Here is a 19,367-nt window from a genome sequence, read left to right on the forward strand (position 1 = left end):
TTACCTGTTAGCGGATAAAATTCAAATTTTGTGGGATGGGCATCTTTGCCTGTCCTTTATACAACATCACTAATTTACTTATCCTCGAAATATTGATGTTGGGTTACGACACAATTAATAAATATTTTAGTTAGGATTCAATATTGGTTTTTGTGTCTAACCCAACCTACAACTTCGAGAGGTTGCATAAGGTTCGTAGTAGCGCTACTCTTCGAGAAAACTCTGTTTACAGCGCATCTAACCGGAGGTGCTAAAGCACTACTACGAACCAAGATATTATTCTTAAACTTGCGATTGTAAATGTGTCGCAATTTCTTGTAATGTTTGGGACACAGAACGGGGTTGCCAACCTAATTTTTCACGTGCTTTTGTGGCATCAACTCGCACGCAGCGGTCGTATAAATAATGCAGTCGCTCTTTACCTATAGGTGGATTCCATGATAATAAACTTCCTATAGGGTCAAGAATATTACCAGCAAGCCTAACTATTGGTTGTGGAACTTCCGTAGGTGTGGAAATGCCTGTCTGTTCGCTGATGATTTCAAACATTTCACGAGAGGGAATTTCACCAGCAGAAATTATGTAATGTTCTCCTCGCTCGCCTTTTTCCGCTGCCAATATCATCGCATTTACCAGATCATCCACATGAACTATCCCCGTCATGCGATCGCCAGCTACCCAAAGTTTTAATTTACCTTGCAAAAATAATTTGAATATAGGGCCAAAATGGGGGTCATCTGGGCCAAATATACCGGATGGCATGACGCTGACTACCGGAAAACCGATAACGGCGTAGTTGTCAACTAGTTGCTGTGCTTCGTATTTGGTGCTGTCGTAAGCAGAGGAGAAATGTTCTTGAGTTCTTTCAAAAGTTTCATCGATGACTTCGCCTTTGGTATCCCCATAAACGCCGATTGTGCTGCAATAAACCATTTTAGAAACTTGCATTTCCTTGGCGACTTCTAAAACAGCTTGGGTTCCTTCGACGTTTACCCGTTCCATTTTTGCAGCATCGACTAAACCTAGTTCGACAAAAGCTGCTGTATGAAATACCGTGTCAACATCCTGCATCGCTTGACGTAGGGCGTTGCGATCGGTAATGTCCCCGGTGACTAACTGTATTTCTGTATCTTGTAATCTTGTTAAATCGCTGGATTCTCGCACCAGTCCAACAACAAAATCGCCGCGCTGCTGTAGCGCTTTTACTAAGTGCGAACCTGTAAAACCATTGGCACCTGTAACTAAGGCTTTCATAGTTGTTTCTCGTAAATTCGGTAAGTCTTGTAGATTTTGCCGCCTGCTGCTTCAACTAATTTTCGGGAGGGTGAATTGTCTTGCCAAACAAAAGAAAGTTCGGCTCTTTTGTAAGGTTTCCCTTTTTTTATTCCTCCCTGCATTCCCAAATAAATTAAGCCTAAAGGTACCATTTTACGACGATACTCTGGCAAGCTACAAATAACAATTACTCTTCCTTGGTCAATTTGACGGCGGTACCAAAGAAATTTGATAATTCCCAGCCAATTGAGTTTACCGTTAACGTGCTTTAGAGCAATATTATAATCGGGTAAACCCATCCAGCAGCCTACCATTTTACCATTATGTTCGGCAATGGGAAATACATCTGGATCTACTAGGGATTGCAATTCCTTTGCTTCATCCATAAATTCTTCTTCGGAACGAGGAGTAGAGCTATAGTTGTTAGCAAAAGTGGTATTAAATAATTCGTAAAGGCTGCGACAATCTTGTTCAAAACCTTCACCTTTAGTGCGGAGAGGACGAAAATTAATCCCAGATTTACAAGCAATCCGATAGCCTTTTTCAAATTTGGGATCTAAAATTAGATCCAGAGGAAAATCGTAAGCATAAGCATCATTACCTTTGTAATAACCAGCTTTTTCCATAAATGCAGGATAATAAGGCGGATTATAAGGTGTCATCATAATTGGCGACTCATTAAAACTATCTACTAAAAATAAACAGCTATTGTGAGTAGATAAATTTATTGGTCCCCTAACAAAATTCATCCCTTTACCGCGCAACCAATCAGAAGCAGTTTCTAATAGACTATTCGCAACGTCAAAGTCTTCTACGCATTCAAAATAACCAAAAAGCCCAATATTCTTACCTTCGCTTTCAATTAATCGCCGATTTACTATAGCGACAATTCTTCCTAAAGGTTCACCATTTTGTTCGGAGATAGCGATAAATAGTTCAAATTCTCCATATTCCAAAAAAGGATTATTTTCTGCTGCTAACTGTTTTGCAATGCTGCTGCGAATTGGTGGAACCCAGTTTTGATTATTTTTATATACTTTAAAAGGCACATCCAAAAACATTTCCCTTTGTGCATCTGTAGTTACAGGTGATACCTGAAAATTTTGTATTTGAGTAACCATATTCACTAATAAAGTTTTGCGTTTAATGTAAAAAAGTTACAGTGTAATTTTTAATTATGATATTTTTATTGGCTTAATTTAATGATTTGGAAGAAGGAATTTAATCTGGTTCGCAGTCTACGGCTGGAAATAAAATCGGTTCCCAGCCCGGAGGCTGGGAACCAGTAAAGGCTGAAAAACAGCACAATACTAAGGATTTTAGTCCATTTCAATGGACTTATGCTTTTAGCCTGGGGTTGTAAACCCAGGTGGTTAAGAAATAAGTCTAACTAAGCACTAACAACAGTCGCAGGCTTATATAAAACCTCTCGTGTTTGTACCATTGCTTCAACTAATTGATCCATATCTTCTTTAGTGTGAAGCGCGTTTGCGGTAATTCTTAAGCGAGGTTTAGCAATAAACCAAATCGCAGATACCCAAATACCGTGGTGTTCCATCAAGTGACGGGTGAACTGCTTGGGATTTAATTCTGGTGGCATTAGTACGGGGATGACGTTGGTTTCGCCAATGGCAGCAAAATCATGTTCGATTAAACGCGATCGCAAGTAACGTGTATTAGCTTGCAAAGTCTCGACTAATTCGGGATTTTGTCTTACCTGACGAATACTTTCTAATGCTGCTGCTGTTGTCGGAGGTGGAAGTGAAATTGTACCGATTGAAGTTGGCGAAACGTCCAACAAATCAATCATTTCTGGCATATGAGAACTAATTGCTGCACCTGCGGAAGCTGCAAATTTAGAGAAAGTGGTCATAATTAATGGCACCATTCCTCTATCGAGTACTTGCTGTGGTGTAATACCAAAGTGGTCATATATACCACCACCTTTAGCACCGATCGCACCACTGGCATGGGCTTCATCCATAACGATGACGCTACCGGGATAGTTTTCTAAAACGTCGAGCATCTCAGGTAATGGGGCAATATCGCCATCCATTGAGAACACGGCATCGGAAACTACCAAAATACGGTCGTTTGGCTTGGCGTAGCGTCGTAATTTTCGCGCTAAGTCATTTACGTCGCAGTGGCGGTAAGCTTTGACGCGAACGGCGGGGCTATGACTAAACATCTTCCCGGAACGATTGCTGGCGTTGGTAACGGCGGAAAGTATACAGCCGTGGTTGAGAACATCAGTCAAAATTAAGGTTTCTCTGGTGTTCCGAAAGCCAGGAAGATTAATCGCTAAGTGGCAAAAACCATCTATTAATGCTTGCATTGCCATCCAAGCATTTAGGAATAGATGAGTATGCGGTAAATGTTTAAAAGCCGAAATTTCTTGTTCCAACTGACGATGCAATTCAATTCTGCCGCTTAATACAGAACAGGAACTATTAGAAGTACCATATTGCAAAATTGCATCAATTGCCGCTTGTCTTACTTCTTCTGACTGAACCAACCCTAAAACATCGTTAGTGCAAAATGTCAAAAGTTTATATCGCTTATTATCGGCAGGATCTTCAACTTCGACTACATTTCCATGTTTTTCATGGCAAATTAACTTATCTGGATAAAGACCACTTTGATAGAGGCCCTGCATATACTCTTCAACAACTTCCACAAATAACTCCTCTCACCTAAAATTTGCCTATGGACTTTTAATATATGTTTGCAGTTGAAAATTTACTTTGTACCATTAACTAATCTGTTATATCAGATGGTATGCCATCTTCCTAAGTGGAGGTTAAATTTGATTTAATTTGATTAGTCGGAGATGCGTAATTACCATTATTGCCATTGGATAGTTTTTTAGATTGTTGCACAAATTTTTCATATTGACCCACAATTACCCGTTGTAGGGCAATGATTGCTGGATTAATTTCTACATAACGTCTTTGGGGATTAGCTAGGTATGTTTGTTGTTCGCTTTCAATCATAAGAGTGTCTTGATCGAGAAAACTTTTCAAGATAAACTGCCAAATGATTTTTGTTATCGGTTTTTGCAACGGCTTTACAAACCATTGAGGAAGGCGAATTTTTATAAACAGTAAAGAAAAAGATTTTGTTAATTGTGCCCCCACTGGTTGACGCATTAAATAAAGGGAAGACATTCCTTCCAAAGAACTATGGTAATGAGGATAGTTATATTTAATTGTGACAGTACGAGTTGTAACTTCGTTCCCTTGTTCGCTGAATCCGAAAAACTTTGTCATCCAACCTTGATAAGACACCCGATATTGAGCAAATACCGATGCTTCGGAGGCTTTTAAATCGATTAGTTCCGGGTCGAACCAGCCCTGCAAGTTTTCATGTAAATAGCCGTGGAACACGTCCATCGTGTTTTCGTTACAAATGGAGAAATGAGCTTTAAATTCTCCCGGTATGGGAATCGCCAGCCAGTTTGGGTCATGATATTCTGGAATCGAAGGAAATTCGACTGTTTCTGAATCTTCAACCGCTCCCGGAAAAATCCAGACAATATTGTATTTTTCTCTTACCACATAGCTACGTGCTTTCGCACAAGGCAATTTTTGGTCTTTAGGAAAATAAGGAATATTTGTACATACTCCATCACCGTTAAACTCCCAACCGTGATAGGGACAGGTAAGGTTTTCTCCAGCTACCTTACCTTTATGTAAAGCAATACCTTTATGCGGACAGGCATCTTCTATAGCATGAACTTGACCATCCTGCGAACGGTAAAGTGCGATCGGTTTTTCCCAGATCGTTACGGGCATTACTTGACCTGGTTTTAGCTCCCAAGACCAAGTTCCGGGATACCAGTAATTTGGATTAATACCGACTTCGCGCACCCCATTTTCAACGGTTTGGCTCCTGAGCATTGGAGCTATTTCCATTACGATACTCCCTAATGAGTAATTAACTATATGAGCAATTACGACAGAAAGTTAGCGTATCATTCTAGAAGACTTGCCGACAATCTTATTAGAAATTTACAAAGTTCTCAGTCATTAAGCAAGAACTTATGGCAAAACAAACCAAAAATCTACGAAAAATCATTATCTTAGGTATTTTAGTTTTCAATCGCCCAAATGTCACTTTTATTCCATAGTTTGATCCGATTTTTCGGAAATGTCGAGTGTCTTATGACACTTTTATCTTCTTGTTTATTTGGTTGTATATTGTTTGCACTTGTTTTCAATACCTATCTATAACAACATTTTTTTGAAAAAATACGTTTAATTACTGAAGCATTGACAATAATTTATTATATTGTTTTCTCATATTTTCTCATATACATATTATGCTTACCCATAAAATACATATGCATTTTATGGGTAGGGAAATCTGTAATACTTAAAATTTTAGTAAACGTTACCAATCTATTTACTATCTCTTATCCTGTCAAAATTTATCAACGTTTGTATCCTCTAAGAGGGTGTAAGAATGCGTCAATAACTATACTCCAAACCTCTCTCCTAGAAGGAGAGAGGCTTTGAAACCCCCATTCCCATGTCCTTTGGACACGCTACGCTAACATAGGGAAGGGGGCAGGGGGTTAGGTTTCCGAAGTGCTGAAAGCAAAACATAATACTTTTCCGCCCATCCTCTTAATTAAACTTTAACTTCTAAGGACAGTATAAAAGCCTCAAACTCGGATTTCAAAAAAAACGTTTAAATACTGACGAAATGGGATACATAGATATATGATAAAAAATTCAGTAGTCTCTGACCACAATATTTGATTTATTGAATTTAAGGAAACATTTCTGGGAACAAATCCATCAATAATGTTGTAACACTAATCTGTAATACCAATAGACATCTCCGGAAAACATTCACTACAGTTGAAAACCTAACCCCCCTACCCCCCTTCCCTGCGAGGGAAGTGGGGTTTAAAGCCTCTCTCCTCGCAGGAGAGAGGTTTGGAGAGAGGTCTTTTTCCTAACCGGAGATGTCTAATATATAAACAATAAATTGATATTTTTTTCTCGCTTTCTGATGCATTTTTTTAATTCATTATTACCCTAAAGTAGTCCAATTGCCAGCTAGACAAGAAGTTAGGTCGCAGTAATCTAAAAATGCCAAGATTAGCGATCGATGAACTTAAGAAAAACAAAAGATTGTAGATGGAGATTTTCTTGACCAAATAAACGTCTAACAGTTATAATTTGTGCCGCGATAGAAAAGTAATGTATCAAAAATCACAATAAAAACGTAAAAATATATCGGTAATTAAAGCCTTCAATTCTCAAATTTCAGTCTGACAGAAAAATTATCTTTTATCTTTAAATAGGTGTAGGGCAAAAAAATTCATGACGACCAATTTATCTCCAGTTTCGTTACCTCAATTAAATCCACCTTCTCCGCGATTGAAGGTGATTATTTTTACTGTCATACTTCATCTAGCAGTATTATTAGCATTCTTACCCAGTAATTTTAGCTGGGCTGCTGTAGGGGTTGCAGTCTTATTACACTGGATGACTATTGGTTTGGGAATTGCTTTTGGATTTCATCGTTTGGCAACTCATCGCAGCTTACAACTTCCTAAATGGCTGGAGTATTTTCTAATTTTGTGCGGTACTTTGGCTCTTCAAGGCGGTGTATTTGGCTGGGTTGGATATCACCGAGTACATCATTTGCATTCCGATGAACAAGGAGATCCTCATACGCCTAATGAAGGTTTTTGGTGGAGTCACATCAATTGGTTAATGCACACGGTTCCCGCTCAGCCGGAACTTCCACGCATGACAAAAGATATTGCTGATGACGCATTTTATCGTTTCTGCCATCGTTATTATATAGAGTTGCAAGTTGCATTAGCAATTGTGTTGTATTTGCTTGGGGGATCGCCTTTTGTCGTTTGGGGAATTTTTGTACGCTTGTTTGTCGGAATTCACTCTACGATGTTCGTCAACAGTGTTTGTCATACCATCGGCTATCGCAATCAAGATACAAACGATCGCTCTACTAATTGTTGGTGGGTTGCTCTGCTAACTTTTGGTGAAGGTTGGCACAATAATCACCATGCTTTTCAATATTCTGCTCGTCATGGTTTGAAATGGTGGGAAATTGACATGACTTGGATGACGATTAGGTTGCTACAATTTTTAGGGTTGGCAACTAATGTAAAGCTTCCACAAAAGTAATTATTAAAAGGTTCGTAGTAAGGGCTTTAGCTCTAAATCCAAGGACTAAAGTTTTTACTACAAACTAATAAAATAAAAATAGACTATTTCTTAATCCTTTGCTTCTCAAATCGTAGGAACGCTAAATATATGACACAAACTAAAGCGCCAAGTTTACAAAAAACACAAGAAAAAATCACTCCTTCAAACCAGAATTGGAGCAATATTATTTCTAAGCTACCTAGTGGAGAACGCTATTTATATCAGCTTTTCAGTTTAATTAAAGAAGGCAATCTAACAGTTATCAATCCATCTGGTACAGCTTTTCATTTTGGTGAAGAATCTTCTCAAGCTCTAACTTTAAAAATATATAACCCCGATACTTACGATCGCGCTTTGGCATTTGGCGCACTTGGGTTTTGCGAAGCTTACATGGAAGGCTGGTGGGATGAGGAAAACGATAATATTGTTGAACTGATCGGCTTGTTTTATCGCAGTAACGTATACTCGAAAGCCAACCAACGGGTAACAATTCCTTTATTGATAAAGGTAATTACTCAACGTTTGCGAACTGTTCCCACTAACATCCAAAATAGTCGTAAAAACGTCCAGCATCACTACGATGTAGGCAACGATTTCTATCAGTATTTTCTCGATCCAACAATGACTTACTCCTGTGGTTATCAGAAGAAAGAAACTGATACCCTCGAACAAATGCAGCTGCAAAAATACGAATTAATTTGTAAAAAGCTGGCATTGCAACCGGGAGAATCTTTGATTGACATTGGTTGCGGATGGGGTGGAATGCTGATTTATGCGGCGGAAAACTATGGCGTTTCTGGAACTGGTATTACTCTAAGCGTAGAGCAAGCTGCATTAGCCAAACAAAGAATCGAACAAAAAGGTTTAAGCGATCAAATTAAAATCGAGATTGCGGATTATCGAGAGGTAGAAGGGCAATACGATAAATTTGTCAGCATCGCCATGTTTGAGGCAGTTGGCAAAAAAAGTTTTGCGACATTCATGCAGAAAGCATCAGAACTTTTAATTCCCAATGGGATCGGTTTTCTGCACACAATTGTCACCGAAAGTAATGAACGAAACGGAGCTTGGAGTGATAAATATATTTTCCCAGGCGGCTATGCACCACAGCTTCACGAATTAATGAGAGAGCTGCGGTTAGCAAAACTACCAGTAGCCCATTGTGAAAATCTTAAGGCTCACTATGCCGAAACTATGAAGCATTGGGCAGAGAATTTTACTCAAAACCGAGAAAAAATTGCATCATTGGAGACAACCTATGATGAGCGATTCTTGCGGATGTGGTATCTCTACTTGCAATCCTTTGAAGCTTCATTTCGATACGGTAGTTTACACCTTCATCAAATATTATTTTACAAAGGTAAACAGTGGCCATTGGATATTCCTTTGATTTTTTCTTAAAGGTTGTGCCACTTGAAAACTTGTAACGTCGGGGAGGCAGTTTGCGGTGAAGCAGCGCGAACTTGGGGGTTTCCCCCATGAGCGACTGCTGAACCCGAAGGGTGTAGATTCTCTTCCCGCAAAACTTCCGTTGTGTTGTCGCTCCACACAACGCATCATTATAAATAAAGCGGAACAGTTAAGCCTTTAAACCATTCAAAATATAAAGTACAAACCCCCTCCAACTATTTTCTCGGAGGGGATTTTGCGATGGAATTTGCCTATTCATCGTCAATAAATTAGTTTATTCTACTTGCTATAACCTGATATTGTTAATTTACTTCTTTTCAAATAAAAAACCATTAATTAAAAAAGAATACCGAAAGCAGGGAATTTTTTAGAAGTTAGTTTTAATACCTTTTCGATCCAAAACAAAATTAAGGATTTTTTATTTATATGTCTAGCTCGCTTCTAACTAGAGAAACTCGCAAACAGATCCCAATATTACTAGTATTACTTGCTTGCGGTAGCTTAACTACTATGACGGGAAGCGTAGTAGCACCAGTGATGCCAGAGGTTAAAGATCAACTTTTAATTGACCCCCGGTGGTCGGGTATTCTGGTTAGTATGCACTGTTTAACAATCTTCTTATTTAGTCCAATTTTTGGCATATTATCTGACCGTATTGGTAAAGCAAAAGTGCTAATTCCATCACTTGTTTGCTACGCAATTTTTGGTACGGCTGGGGCTTTTGCAAACAGCTTTACGCCTTTATTAATATCGCGAGCTTTGTTAGGGGCTGCCAGCGGGGGAATTGCAGCTGCGAGTATTGGTATTCTCAGCAGTATGTACGAAGGAGAGAAGCGAACCCGGATTTTAGGCTATACAACCAGTGCATTGGCGATCGCCAGCATTATTTTTCCCCTTGTCGGCGGTTTACTTGGTAAATACAATTGGCGATTTACATTTGCTATGTACGCTTTAGCTTTACCGGCGGCGTTGATGGCATATCTATTATTACCAAAGCGCAAACGTCAAGGTGCTTCATCATTAAATATAGGTCAAAAAGATAAATTAATTGAAAGTTTGAAAACTCCAAGTACCATAACCTTGTTTACAGCTTTAGCTTTGACATCTGCCATCTTTTATGTAGTGATTATCTACGCTCCCCTACATTTTAAAGAGACAATCGGAGCCGATACAGCGGTGAATGGAGCAATTTTAGCCTCGCGAGCAATTGGTGCGGCTGTAATCTCTGCCGTGGGTGCCAGTAAGTTAGCGAAACGTTTGGGAAGCGCCAAGGCTATAGCAATAGGATTTATATTGATGTCAGTAACGCTGATTACTATACCTTTCGTGAAGCCGCTTTATTTGATTTTGCCCACAGCAATTGTTTTCGGCATGGGATTCGGTATTGTCATGCCCAACCTATACGATGCTTTATCCAAATCTACCCCAAAAGAAGTACGTTCGAGCATTTTAGCAATTGGTACCGGAGCTAGTAATTTAGGACAATTTTTCTCGCCGATTTTCTTGGGGCCTGTTTGGAAAAATGCCGGAATTGGAGTATTTTTTGTAGGAGCGGGAGTAGCTTTAATAACTACTTTTTTAAGCATTCAGCAAGGTAAAGCACTTGAAAAAGCCAAATACGATCGGTAAACTTTTTAAAATAGCTTTAATTACAACAATAATCTTCTTTGTCAATTCCCCTGCAATTGCGATCGCGCAACCACAATCTCAAGTTACTTTACTAGCTGGTGGGGATGTAGAATGGTCGAGAATGGCGAAAGAAAGTTTATTCCACCAGCAAATTATTCGATACAATCTAAATTTTGCATCAAAACAGGAAGAAGCACGCTATCCATTTCAAAAAATCAAACCTGTATTAGAAGAAGCCGATATTGCTTTTGTTAATTTAGAAGCTCCCTTATCAGATACTGCTGAGAGAAAAGGTGCTTTTTTAGCACCAACTGCTTTTGCCGCAGGATTAAAATGGACTGGAGTTGACGTTGTTTCTACAGCTAACAACCACGCCCTTGATGCTGGAGTTGCAGGTTTAAAAGATACTTTAACAAGTTTATCTCAAGTTGGTTTACCTGCTGTTGGTAGCGGTAAAGATTTAGCTTCAGCGAGACTGCCATATATCAGCGAAAAAAACGGCATCCGTTTGGGTTTTCTTGCTTATACTATGTCAGAAAACTCCGGCGATACGAGTTATGCAAAGCCGAATCGTGCTGGTGTCATGCCTACAGATTTATCTTTAATTAAAGAAGATATTCAAAAATTACGTCCAAAAGTTGATTATGTCATATTATCCTTTCACTGGGGACTTAATGACAGTAAAAAGCCACCATTTTGGGTTCGCAGTTTAGCGCATAAATCCATAGATTCTGGTGCTGATATTATTCTGGGGCACCATCCTCATTTTCCCCAAGGAATAGAAATTTACAAGAATAAACCCATAATTTACTGTTTGGGTAATTTAATTTTCGGTCACAATCATCCATTTTGGACGGATAATTTTTTAGCTAAATTTATTTTAACTTCTAATCAAATTAAAAGAATTGAAATTCTGCCAGTAGCTGGAGAAAATCAAGAATTAGCACAACCTTTTTTATTAAAAGGAGAAAGAAGTAAAAAGATTTTAAAAGAGATTCAACAAAGAAGTTTAGCGTTAAAAACCAAAATGGATATCGTCGGAGATATTGGGGTTATCAATCCGGCTACTGCTGCTATACCAAAAAATATCTTTGATGATTTGATTTATAATTTGATGCTACCCAAACCGTTATGGATGCTTTTACTAGCATTATCAGCCGTAGGAATAATTTTATGGCTGGGTATATCAAGATTATTTCGTAAAAAAAGACGGTTTGCTCGTAGATAGATGATTGAAAAGCTACTTTATCTGGCGACTAGAAGTCACTGCTACACAGGCAAAACCCGCCTGCGCGGGTTCTGAATTAATTAGTCCACGGAGGTGGACTTTGCCCTGTGTAGCAGCGGTTTCAACCGCCGGATACTTGTAAAACATCCTCTAAGAAACCAATTCCTTAGATTTATCCTTAGCTTCAAACTTATCTTCCCAAGCTTTATGGCTAGCTTTAGCATCTTTAACTATAGGAGTTGCAGTAATAAACTTATTAGCTAAGGAGCTAACAAAAGAAAGCGGAAATTTTAAAGGGCGAGCAATATCTAAGAATAAAACGACACGGTAGCCATCCGTATCATTCCAAACTTCATGGTAAAAAGTATCGTCAAAAATTAAGCTTTTACCTTCTTCCCAATATTTAATTTCATCTGCTACTTGAATTTTACAATTTTCTTTAGGTTGTGGAACAATTAAACCTAAATGATAGCGAATCAAAGTCTTAAGCTTACCGCGATGTCTAGGAATATGTTTACCAGGAGCAAGAATCGAGAAAAATGCTACTTTCATTCCCGGTATTTGTTCGAGCAATTTAGTAGTTTCCGGGCATCTTTCGCAATTTTTAGTAGCTTTAAAACCGAAAGCGTAAAAGAAATAGGTTTTCCAGCGATTATCGTTAGCAATTCGAGATTGACGCTTAGAAATATCCTGAAAATTCGGTAAATCGTCTACCCTTTCCAGCACTGCTTCCAATTCTTTACGAATCACCATCCAGTTAGCTTCTAAATCCTTGCTCCAAGGAAACTGCTCATTTTCAAAAAAAACAGAATCGCCAACCAAAGAATTTTTAGCGATTAACCTTTCCAACCAACCATCTTTAGTTAGTAATTTCTCTAATTGCTTAACAGCTATCTTCGATAAGTTTTGCATATTTGTAAATATATAAAATTTAAATTATTTATTTAGGTAATAGGTAATTGGTAATTGGTAATTGATAATTGATAATTGGGCATTGGGAAGATATTTAATCCAACATAAATACATCTGTTGTTAAAATCTTATAACTCCCAACTCCCAGTTCCTAACTCCTAACTCCTAACTAATTAAAGTCTTTGCGCCAAATCACGCAGTTTTTGTTCTCTATCTTTACTAAAGATGGCAGCTAACCAGGTTTTGATAACATAAGGGGCAGCCATTAAAGCACCAAGATGTAAGCGCCATTTATTCCAAGAAGTTGCCGCTCTTGTTAAAGGTAAAACGTGCCAAAAACGATTGATTGAGCAGACAACTCCATCACCTAAAGAAGTTACTTCATGCCACCATCCCGCAGGAATAAATAGAATTTCACCTTGTTTGAGAATCACTTCATAACGATGGGCAAGTGTTTTTTCAAATTTGGGAAATTTTTCTAAATCTGCTTTTTCGGGATATACCTGAGAGTAATTAGCTCGCAGCTTCAAACCATGACGTAAATAATTAAACAATGATAGTGGATAAAGATTATAGGTTTGAGATGGCGGAAACAGCAGAAGTCGTTTTTCACCATGAATCTGTATTAAGGTACCATCGAGGGGGTCATAATGCAAAGGAGTGATGTGACTTCCAGGGCATACCCACAGGTTAGGGCTTGTACCTGGCATTTTTAAACCAAGTTTTGTATCGGCTTCTGTAAGTGCTGGCGTATCGGCAAGTGGTGTTTTTTTTAAAGCGCATCTGCCAAGATAAATGTCGTTTTTATGGGCTTCTTTAGATGATAGTAAATCGGCATATTCATTGAAAGAAAGAGTGCGCGATTCAACACCACTACCAATATTGTTCCACGCATTCTTCTCTTTCTTATATCTTTCCCATCCGTTGAAACGAACTGGAAATTCTTGGTTTCCTAATTTTTCACGCAGAAAATCTAAATCCCAATTATTCATGGAATCTAGTAAACCAGTGATTACTACCGGAATACCATCTTTTCGATATTTGTCAGCAAATATTTTTGATGTCAAATTAGTTCCATCAATTCTTGCAACTGTTAGCAGCGCATTGTCTAATTCGGATAGATATTTTTCTTCTAAAGGTGTCTTCATCTCTTTATGAATTTGTTAAGTAAGGTTAAATAAAATTAATCGAAAGGTTTATTTACCTTAGCTAGCAACCAAAAAATCAACTATTGGTATTTCATACCGTTAAAGTACAAAGGATTCAACAGCAATACTAAGCAATATCGATTGTTACCTAAAGGTCATTGGTAGCATGAATAACAATTAGCATTCTTTACCAATTACTTATAGATTTACACAATTTCTATCTCTATGTCTTGTACAAAATTGAACTTAATTAATTTTTAATTATTTAATTATTATTTACTTACTTCTTCCAACTGCGATAATTTAACTTCTTGCTCGATATCTAATCCTGCAAGAAATTTTCTATCTTCATTGATATGAGGAATTTTGAGGTGGGAATCGGGTATTCCTTTCTGTAAAAGCCGCTGACGCACTGTAGCAAAACTTCCCGGAGCTAAAATACGTAGACGAGGCTGGGGTAGTATATTATTACGCCGCTTGTCTTCATAAGATACGTTTGCTTGCTGCATTTTTAGATCGAATTCAGCTAAAAATTTCTCTGGGTTATTTAGAGGATGGTTAGGAAGCAGTTCAATATTTAATAAATAGTGGGGAGGAATTTCATTTTCAGATAAAGTTATGCAGTAGTTTGCTAAAGGCAAATCAAATTCTTGTTGTAATTGCTGCAAAACTTGAGTGGCATGAAATTCATTAGTTTTTTCGCTGGTAGCAGATAACAATCCTCCCATGCGATGACGAAATACAATTATGGGAGCTTGTTCGTAAAAGCCGACAATTTCAACTACATCACCAATATCGTAACGATATAAACCGCTATAATTGGTAACAACAATCCGGTAGTTTTTCCCTACTTCAACTTGATGAGCTAAAACAGTTTTAGGCTGTGCTTTTTCCCATTCATCCGAGGGAATAAATTCAAAGAAGCCGCTATCAATCGCTAAAATAGTACCGTCGCTATTAAAGTCTTCGTAAATACCAAAAGTTGCTTCCGAAGCTGCATAAATTCCTCCAAAAATTGGAGTATCGCCAAAATATTGATTAAACCTTTCAAAATAGAAGTCGGAAGTACCACCGCGAGCAGTAATTATCCAGGAAAGATTCTTCCAAGCCATTATAGGTGTCAGCGTTTCCTCACTTTTCAAAATTGAGCGTAATTCAGCCGCTCTTTGGGGTGCTGCACTCCACTGCTTTTCTAATGCTTCACGTACATCGGGTTCTAATTTCAACCAAGAAGCTATCTTTCCAGTTTCCAAATCTTGAATAAAATCTTCTGCATAACGCTGTAAATAGTCAGCTAGCTGTAGCGCCAAAATTGGAAAATTCGCCCCAATCACTCGCATTTGAGGATTTCGCAACGCAAATAATAAGCAAACATAATTACGAGCCGTACTATCTGCTGGCTTCAAGGCATCGTAAGGATGGACAAACACTTGTCTGTAGAGAAAATCCATATTGCGTAAATCCCCTACACTAGAAGTGCCATAAGCGATACCTCCACTAGTGCGATCGCGAATTTGTATGGAGGTAGTCAGCAGCATTTTACCAATCGGTAAACCCTTTTTGATTGCAGCATCTACCATGAATCCCAAAGATTGCTGAGTTACCCTGGAACGTACTTTACGCACTCTTTTTGTTACCGGAATCAGTTTTTGTTTTCCTGTAGAGCCACTGCTTTGATTAAAGTAAACAACTGGATCTGAAGTGAGAATATTTTGCTCCCCTCGTGCGATGCGCTCAACGTATTTTTCGTAACCGCTATAAGTAAGAATCGGAATTCTTTCTTTAAACTGCTCTATGTTTTTGATATCTTCAAAACCATAATCTCTACCAAATTGAGTTTGTTGATGAGTTTTTAGCAGTGAAAACAAAAATTTATCTTGACAAATTGCCGTTTTTCGAGTCTTACGGACAAAATTTGCTTTAGATAGTCTTGCGGCACTAGTTAATAGAGTTAGAGCGAAATTTAACATTTAATCCTCACACAAATTATTAAGGAAACATGAACAATCGTTGAAGCGACTTTACAAAACTATTTAAAACTAACTAAAGTTAGGAAAATACTGCGACACCAGCTTCGGAGTGAAAAAATATTACTACTCACACTCCAGTCTGTCGAGAGAAGTCACTTACACAAGAAATATTTATGATGTTGTAAGTACCAATTAAGAATGTACATGTGTATGGATATAAATCGGCTTCAATCATGGGATATCATATCTGGTTTGGGAATTTATCTAAATAGTCAATCAAATGAATGTAGGGATTTGAGATTGACATCGAACTGCCGAGGATGGAATATTTTATCTGGTAGACTTTATCTCTATCAAAAGGTTCCATAGCTTAAACTATTTAGCTCTCGGCTTAAAACCAGAATAGAAAATCAATAAGTATAATGCTCCCGCTCATTTTAAATTTTATATTCACGATTTTAAATTGTTCTATTCTTAGAATAATAGGTCGGGATAATTTTAAATCTGGTTTTCTATATTCTGATTTATTTGCGGTGGGATAATTTTGATTATTTGACAGCTAGAAATTAGCAGGAGGTTCATTTCTATAGTTGGTTTTAGCGGGCAATCAATTTACTCTTTCCCTACTCTTATTTGCCTTCTCGATCTTAAAACCCTTACTATAGCACTACTTAAAAGCAGGCTCAGCAAACTTTTTAGAAAACTTTTATTCAGCATCAAGAACATTTGTATTATACACTGTTCGCGATCGCGGCAGTAGTTTGATTGATCTTTGATAGATATTCCTTAAACCCGATTTGCGTTTTCTTCCATAAACCTTAAGCGCTACCCCTAATAATAAAAAGGAACGATTTCTGCTTAATTTTGCGTCAGTTAACAAGTGAAGGTAAGTTGCCTTAATAAGTAAACTCTCTCAACGATCGTGTAATCAATGGTTTCTATTGCTCGTAAAAACCTGTTTGAAGATATTCCCCGCTTTTTAGTAGCTCAGGCAGGAATTATGTTTGCTGTCAGCTTGGTGACTATTCAAACTGGGGTATTCAACGGTGTGATTCGCTCTACCACAACTTTAGTAGAAAATTCCAGAGCCGATATCTGGCTAGCATCCGACAAGATGGTGCAGCTCGAACTTACGCAACCACTTATATTCGATTATGCCGTCAGAGCTAGAAAAGTTGAAGGTGTAAGACGAGCCGAAGCTTTGCTTCAAGGTACGGCTAGGTGGAATGTTCCCAACGGTAAATTAAATGTAGTTAAAGTCTACGGATTTCCACCTAATGGAAGATTATTCGTTCCTGGAGATATGGTTAAAGGTAACGTAAAGTCTCTGAGCAACCCTTATACCGCAATCGTTGATAAAAGCAATTTAAAGTCTCTCAAAATCAAAAAAATTGGAGATAGCGCTCAAATTGGCTCATTACCAGTACAGGTAGTTGGCTTAACCCAAAATACTCAATCAGTTGTTTCGAGTTCTTTTATATTTACTTCCTTAGAAACTGCAAATGCCTACGCAAACGCCAGCGTCACCACCAACGTTAACTGTACCTGGGTTGGAGAACAACTTCAGTGTCGCAACGTTTATGAAAAAGATGTCGATGCGAAGAAGCAGCAGTCAGCTAACGAGCCACCACCCAAACTGAGCTTAAACACGCCCATTTCTTACGTACTAATTCAAGCACAGAGAGGTCAAAATATCCGACAACTTAAAAAACGTTTAGAAGCCACCTTCCCAGAAACTAAAGCATATACAACGAAAGAATTGTCTCAAAAGATACGCATTTATTGGCAGCAGTCTACGGGAATCGGATTTATTTTGGGATTGGGTGCCGGAGTTGGGGTAATTGTGGGAGTCGTAATAGTTGGTCAAATACTATACTCAGCTGTCGCCGACCATATAAAAGAATTTGGAACACTCAAAGCAATGGGAGCGTCAAATAGGGTGATATACGGCGTAATTATCGAGCAAGCCCTGTGGATGGCGATTCTTGGCTACATACCGGGAATGCTGCTTTGCTACGGGCTGGGTGCTTGGACTTTAGCAACTCAAGGAATTGTGATTTTAATTACTCCACTAACAGCCGTGGGAGTATTTGGCATAACCGTTTTGATGTGTGTTGGTTCTGCTTTATTTGCAATTCAGAAAGTCAGTAAAGTCGATCCGGCGATCGTATTCAAAGCATAGACTGTCACACGATTGCAGTTCTCTATCTTTAGAGTTAATTATTTTATTCTCATACCGAAAATCTATAAGTAAATTTACGCTTCTCCTTACACAAAGCCTAAAAATCAATATCCTCACCCTAAATAAATGACTATTTCTCAAAATCGATGTATAGTGACTTCCAGAATTGACAGTTGGAATGACTCAAAGTCTATTGATGTAAGTAAATTGAAAACTTCTGCTATTTCTGCCAGAGGAGTAGAAATGGTATATCAATCTGGCAAACAGCGTTATGTAGCACTCAAAGGAATTGATTTAGATATTCCTCGCGGTACTATCCAATTGTTGATGGGACATTCTGGCTCCGGAAAAACCACTTTACTATCAATTCTGGCAGGGATTTTGACTCCTACTTCTGGAAAAGTGAATCTTTTAGGAGAGGAAATTACACGGATGTCTCGTAAAAAATTATCTCAATTTAGAAGAGATAATATTGGGTTTATTTTTCAAGGCTTTAACCTTTTTGGCGCTTTAAATGCAGTAGAAAACGTCCAAGTTGCTTTAGAAATTAAAGGTGTTAAGGGAAAATCCGCCACTAACCAGGCTCTAGAGCTATTAGATATGGTGGGATTAGCAAATAAAGCCAACTTGCTTCCTCGCGATTTATCTGGCGGGCAAAAACAAAGAATTGCGATCGCGCGTGCCTTAGCTGGTAATCCCAAGTTAATTATGGCAGATGAGCCAACCGCCGCACTTGATTCTCACAACGGGCAAGCCGTAATCGAGCTACTATGCAATTTAGCCAAAGAAGGTGGAAGCACCGTTGTCATGGTAACTCACGATTCAAGAATTCAAAGTTTCGCCGATAATGTAGCATTTTTAGAAGATGGTGTAATTACTGAAAATTATTTGTAATTGGTAATTGGTAGTTGGTAATTAATCCCCTATAAACAAAATTTAATTGTAGGTTGGGTTAGACACGAAAATAATTTAAGTAGGCAACGTGAATTGATGATTATCGTGTCGTAACCCAACATTGGTATTTGAGATATTATGAAATACCAATAATAAAGATGTAGGTTGGGTTAGACACGAAAATAATTTAAGTAGGCAACGTGAATTGATGATTATCGTGTCGTAACCCAACATTGGTATTTGAGATATTATGAAATACCAATAATAAAGATGTTGGGTTACGGCGCATAGATTAATATCTAGTCAAAAACTACCATTCTTCGTGCGCCTAACCCAACCTACCAACTACCAACTGAAAATTATTTGTAATTGGTAATTGGTAGTTGGTAATTAATCCCCTATAAACAAAATTTAATTGTAGGTTGGGTTAGACACGAAAATAATTTAAGTAGGCAACGTGAATTGATGATTATCGTGTCGTAACCCAACATTGGTATTTGAGATATTATGAAATACCAATAATAAAGATGT

The 19,367-nt window shown here is 38.1% G+C and carries 13 protein-coding genes; 6 read left to right on the forward strand and 7 right to left on the reverse strand.

Annotation, left to right across the window (positions count from 1 at the left end):
* Positions 1-282: 282 nt before the first annotated feature.
* From ACM03V_RS20955 to ACM03V_RS20970, 4 genes are all read right to left on the reverse strand, one after another.
* Entirely contained in the window at positions 283-1,254 is a 972-nt protein-coding gene (locus tag ACM03V_RS20955; RefSeq protein WP_414622730.1) for an NAD-dependent epimerase/dehydratase family protein, read from the reverse strand.
* Positions 1,251-2,396, reverse strand: a complete 1,146-nt coding sequence (locus ACM03V_RS20960; RefSeq protein ID WP_414622731.1) for a hypothetical protein — start codon at positions 2,394-2,396, stop codon at positions 1,251-1,253. The genes ACM03V_RS20955 and ACM03V_RS20960 overlap by 4 nt, the downstream gene beginning before the upstream one ends.
* 269 nt (positions 2,397-2,665) lie before the next feature.
* Positions 2,666-3,952: an aminotransferase class I/II-fold pyridoxal phosphate-dependent enzyme gene (locus ACM03V_RS20965; RefSeq protein WP_414622732.1), complete on the reverse strand. Its 1,287-nt coding sequence runs from the start codon at positions 3,950-3,952 to the stop codon at positions 2,666-2,668.
* Positions 3,953-4,064: 112 nt separating this feature from the next.
* Positions 4,065-5,174, reverse strand: coding sequence for a Rieske 2Fe-2S domain-containing protein (locus tag ACM03V_RS20970; RefSeq protein WP_414622733.1), 1,110 nt, complete (start codon positions 5,172-5,174; stop codon positions 4,065-4,067).
* A 1,434-nt stretch (positions 5,175-6,608) separates the two neighbouring features.
* Here ACM03V_RS20970 and ACM03V_RS20975 point away from each other — a divergent pair.
* The 4 genes from ACM03V_RS20975 to ACM03V_RS20990 all read left to right on the forward strand — a co-directional run bounded on the left by ACM03V_RS20975 (position 6,609) and on the right by ACM03V_RS20990 (position 11,730).
* Positions 6,609-7,442: an acyl-CoA desaturase gene (locus ACM03V_RS20975; protein WP_414622734.1), complete on the forward strand. Its 834-nt coding sequence runs from the start codon at positions 6,609-6,611 to the stop codon at positions 7,440-7,442.
* Positions 7,443-7,571: 129 nt separating this feature from the next.
* Positions 7,572-8,864, forward strand: coding sequence for a class I SAM-dependent methyltransferase (locus tag ACM03V_RS20980; RefSeq protein WP_414622735.1), 1,293 nt, complete (start codon positions 7,572-7,574; stop codon positions 8,862-8,864).
* A gap of 435 nt (positions 8,865-9,299) precedes the next feature.
* Complete coding sequence (locus ACM03V_RS20985; protein ID WP_414622736.1) at positions 9,300-10,502, forward strand: MFS transporter; 1,203 nt, start codon at positions 9,300-9,302, stop codon at positions 10,500-10,502.
* Positions 10,477-11,730 carry a CapA family protein gene (locus ACM03V_RS20990; protein WP_414622737.1) on the forward strand — a complete coding sequence of 418 codons (1,254 nt, stop codon included), beginning with the start codon at positions 10,477-10,479 and terminating at the stop codon, positions 11,728-11,730. Before ACM03V_RS20985 ends, ACM03V_RS20990 begins: the two co-directional genes overlap by 26 nt.
* Before the next feature lie 150 nt (positions 11,731-11,880).
* On the opposite strand, the gene ACM03V_RS20995 is transcribed toward ACM03V_RS20990, so the two are convergent.
* From ACM03V_RS20995 to ACM03V_RS21005, 3 genes are all read right to left on the reverse strand, one after another.
* A complete protein-coding gene (locus ACM03V_RS20995) occupies positions 11,881-12,642 on the reverse strand; it encodes an aspartyl/asparaginyl beta-hydroxylase domain-containing protein (protein ID WP_414622738.1) in 762 nt (253 codons plus the stop codon).
* Positions 12,643-12,815: 173 nt separating this feature from the next.
* Positions 12,816-13,790, reverse strand: a complete 975-nt coding sequence (locus tag ACM03V_RS21000; RefSeq protein ID WP_414622739.1) for a cupin-like domain-containing protein — start codon at positions 13,788-13,790, stop codon at positions 12,816-12,818.
* Positions 13,791-14,062: 272 nt separating this feature from the next.
* The gene (locus tag ACM03V_RS21005) at positions 14,063-15,760 is read right to left on the reverse strand and encodes a GH3 auxin-responsive promoter family protein (protein WP_414622740.1); all 1,698 of its coding nucleotides are present in this window, start codon (positions 15,758-15,760) and stop codon (positions 14,063-14,065) included.
* 931 nt (positions 15,761-16,691) lie between these two features.
* Between ACM03V_RS21005 and ACM03V_RS21010 the strand changes: the two genes are divergently transcribed.
* The gene (locus ACM03V_RS21010; protein ID WP_414622741.1) at positions 16,692-17,942 is read left to right on the forward strand and encodes an FtsX-like permease family protein; all 1,251 of its coding nucleotides are present in this window, start codon (positions 16,692-16,694) and stop codon (positions 17,940-17,942) included.
* 126 nt (positions 17,943-18,068) lie between these two features.
* Positions 18,069-18,836 (forward strand): ABC transporter ATP-binding protein, encoded by a 768-nt coding sequence (locus tag ACM03V_RS21015; RefSeq protein WP_414622742.1) that lies wholly within the window; start codon positions 18,069-18,071, stop codon positions 18,834-18,836.
* Positions 18,837-19,367: the final 531 nt, after the last annotated feature.

Source organism: Calothrix sp. CCY 0018 (assembly GCF_963920925.1).
GTDB lineage: Bacteria > Cyanobacteriota > Cyanobacteriia > Cyanobacteriales > Nostocaceae > Rivularia.